The sequence below is a fragment of the Promineifilum sp. (SeqCode) genome, from assembly GCF_041918635.1.
Lineage (GTDB): Bacteria > Chloroflexota > Anaerolineae > Promineifilales > Promineifilaceae > Promineifilum.
On the sequence record NZ_JAYRVJ010000020.1, the window covers coordinates 1 to 2,195 of the forward strand.

Below are 2,195 nucleotides of genomic sequence, written 5' to 3' on the forward strand. Positions count from 1 at the left end.
ACGGAGGAGCCCGCCCCGACCGAGGAACCTACCGAAGAGCCGGCTCCAACCGAGGAACCGGCCGCCACCGAGGAGCCGGCGGCGACGGAAGAGCCGACGGCCGAGCCAACTGAGGAAGTCGCCGAGGGGACGGCGACCGAAGAGTGCAACGAAACCTATGAAGGCGAGACGATCACCGTCTACCAGGCCGCCGGTCTGACCGGCCCGCTGGCCCAGATTCTCGGCGATGGCTTCATCAACGGCTCGCAGGATGCTGTTGAGCGCATCAACGCCGAGGGCGGCGTCTGCGGCGTCCAGTTGGAGATTCGGCTGGAGGACTCGCAGTACGACCCGGAGCAAGAGGTCGCCATCTATGAGCGCTACAGCGCCGAGGAGCCGGCCCCGCTGATGCACCTGACCTACGGCAGCGGCGCGGCCATCGCCCTGCAACAACTGGTGACCGAGGACAAAATCCCCCACATCACCGCCGGCCTGAACGACGCCGCCTTCTACGTGCCGCGCGGCGGCTATACCTTTGGCACCGGGCCGATCTACTCCGACCAGTTCGCCGGCTTCCTGACCTGGGCGCAGGAGAACTGGGCCGACATCAAGCCGGCCGAGGCCAGCGACGAGATCGTCGTCGGCGTGATCGGCTGGGCCAACGCCTTCGGCGCGGGCGCGACGACGCCGACCGCCCTGGCCTACGCCGAGGAGTTGGGCATCACCGTCCTGCCGCTGGAGTCGCAGGAGATTTCGCCCACGGCCGACGTGACCGGCCAGCTGCAAAACCTGCTGGCGAACGGGGCCAACGTCATCTGGGTGCAGTCGCTTTCCTTCGGCCCGGCCCAGGTCATCGGCACGCTGCGCGCGCTGCAGGCCTGGGACTCGGTCGTCGTCGGCGGCGTCAACTGGAGTCTGAATACCGACGTGCTGAACATCCTGGGCGAGAACGCGGCCCTGATGGACGGCTACTACGGCATCATGCCGAGCTACTGGTGGAATGACACCGACAACCCCGGCGTGCAGATGGCGCTGGAGGACTTCGAGGCGTCCGGTCTGCCGGAGGCCAAGAAGGACGTCGGCTACCTGCTCAGCTACGGCCAGATGTTCGCCGTTGCCAACATCCTGCGGCACGCCATGAATACGGTCGGCTTCGAAGGGCTGACCGGCGAGGCGGTCTTCAACGCCATGCAGGACATGGGCACCATCGACGCCGGCGGCATGGCGACGATGAACGCCGCGGGCGAAGACCGCGCCCCGCGCGAGGCTCAGATCCGCCAGGTGCAGGTTGGCGAGGATGGCGTGGCCGAGTTCGTGGTCGTCGAGGACTTCTTCGAACTCCCCGACACCCGCCCGCCCGCGGAGTAAGAAAAGAGGTTCACGCAAAGGCGCAAAGAACGCAAAGTCTTCTTTGCGTCTTTGCGCTCTTTGCGTGAGATATTCTTATGTTGAAGGTCAACAACATCGAGGTCGTCTACAACGACGTGATCCTGGTGCTGCGCGGCGTGACGCTGGGGGTCGGCGCGGGGCAGATCGTAGCCTTGCTGGGCGCCAACGGCGCGGGCAAGTCGACCACGCTCAAGGCCATCTCCGGCCTCCTGCACACCCAGCAGGGCGAGGTCACGCGCGGCGCCATCGAGTTCGAAGGAGAGCGGTTCGACCGGCTCCAGCCGGACGACATCGTGCGGCGCGGCATCGTCCAGGTCATCGAGGGCCGGCCGCTCTTCCGCCATCTATCGGTGGAGGAGAACCTGCGGGCCGGCGCGCTGCTGCGGCGCGATACCGCTGGACTGCGCGAAGATTTGGAGCGCGTCTACGACTACTTCCCGCGCCTGCGCGACTTCCGCCATCGCACCAGCGGCTACCTGTCCGGCGGCGAGCAACAGATGGTGGTCATCGGCCGCGCCCTCATGGCCCGCCCCAAGCTGATGTTGTTGGACGAGCCGTCGTTGGGGCTGGCCCCGATCCTGGTGCAGGCCATCTTCGAGATCATCCGCCGCATCAATCAGGAGGCGGGCGTCTCCATCCTGCTGGTGGAGCAAAACGCCAACGTTGCCCTGCAAACGGCTGATTACGCCTACGTCATGGAGAACGGCCGCATTGTCCTCGACGGCCCGGCAGCCACCCTGGCCGACAACGCCGACATCAAGGAGTTCTACCTCGGCCTGACGCAATTGGGGGAGCGCAAGAGCTACCGCGACGTGAAGCATTACAAG

At 66.1% G+C, this 2,195-nt stretch carries 2 protein-coding genes; both read left to right on the top strand.

Going from position 1 to position 2,195, the window contains the following annotated elements; genetic code table 11:
• Positions 1–1,347, top strand: a 1,347-nt coding sequence (locus tag ACE3UY_RS00845; protein ID WP_374685664.1) for an ABC transporter substrate-binding protein, incomplete at its 5' end; no start/stop codon positions are given.
• 77 nt (positions 1,348–1,424) lie between these two features.
• The coding region (locus ACE3UY_RS00850) for an ABC transporter ATP-binding protein (protein WP_374685665.1) at positions 1,425–2,195 on the top strand (771 nt) is incomplete at its 3' end.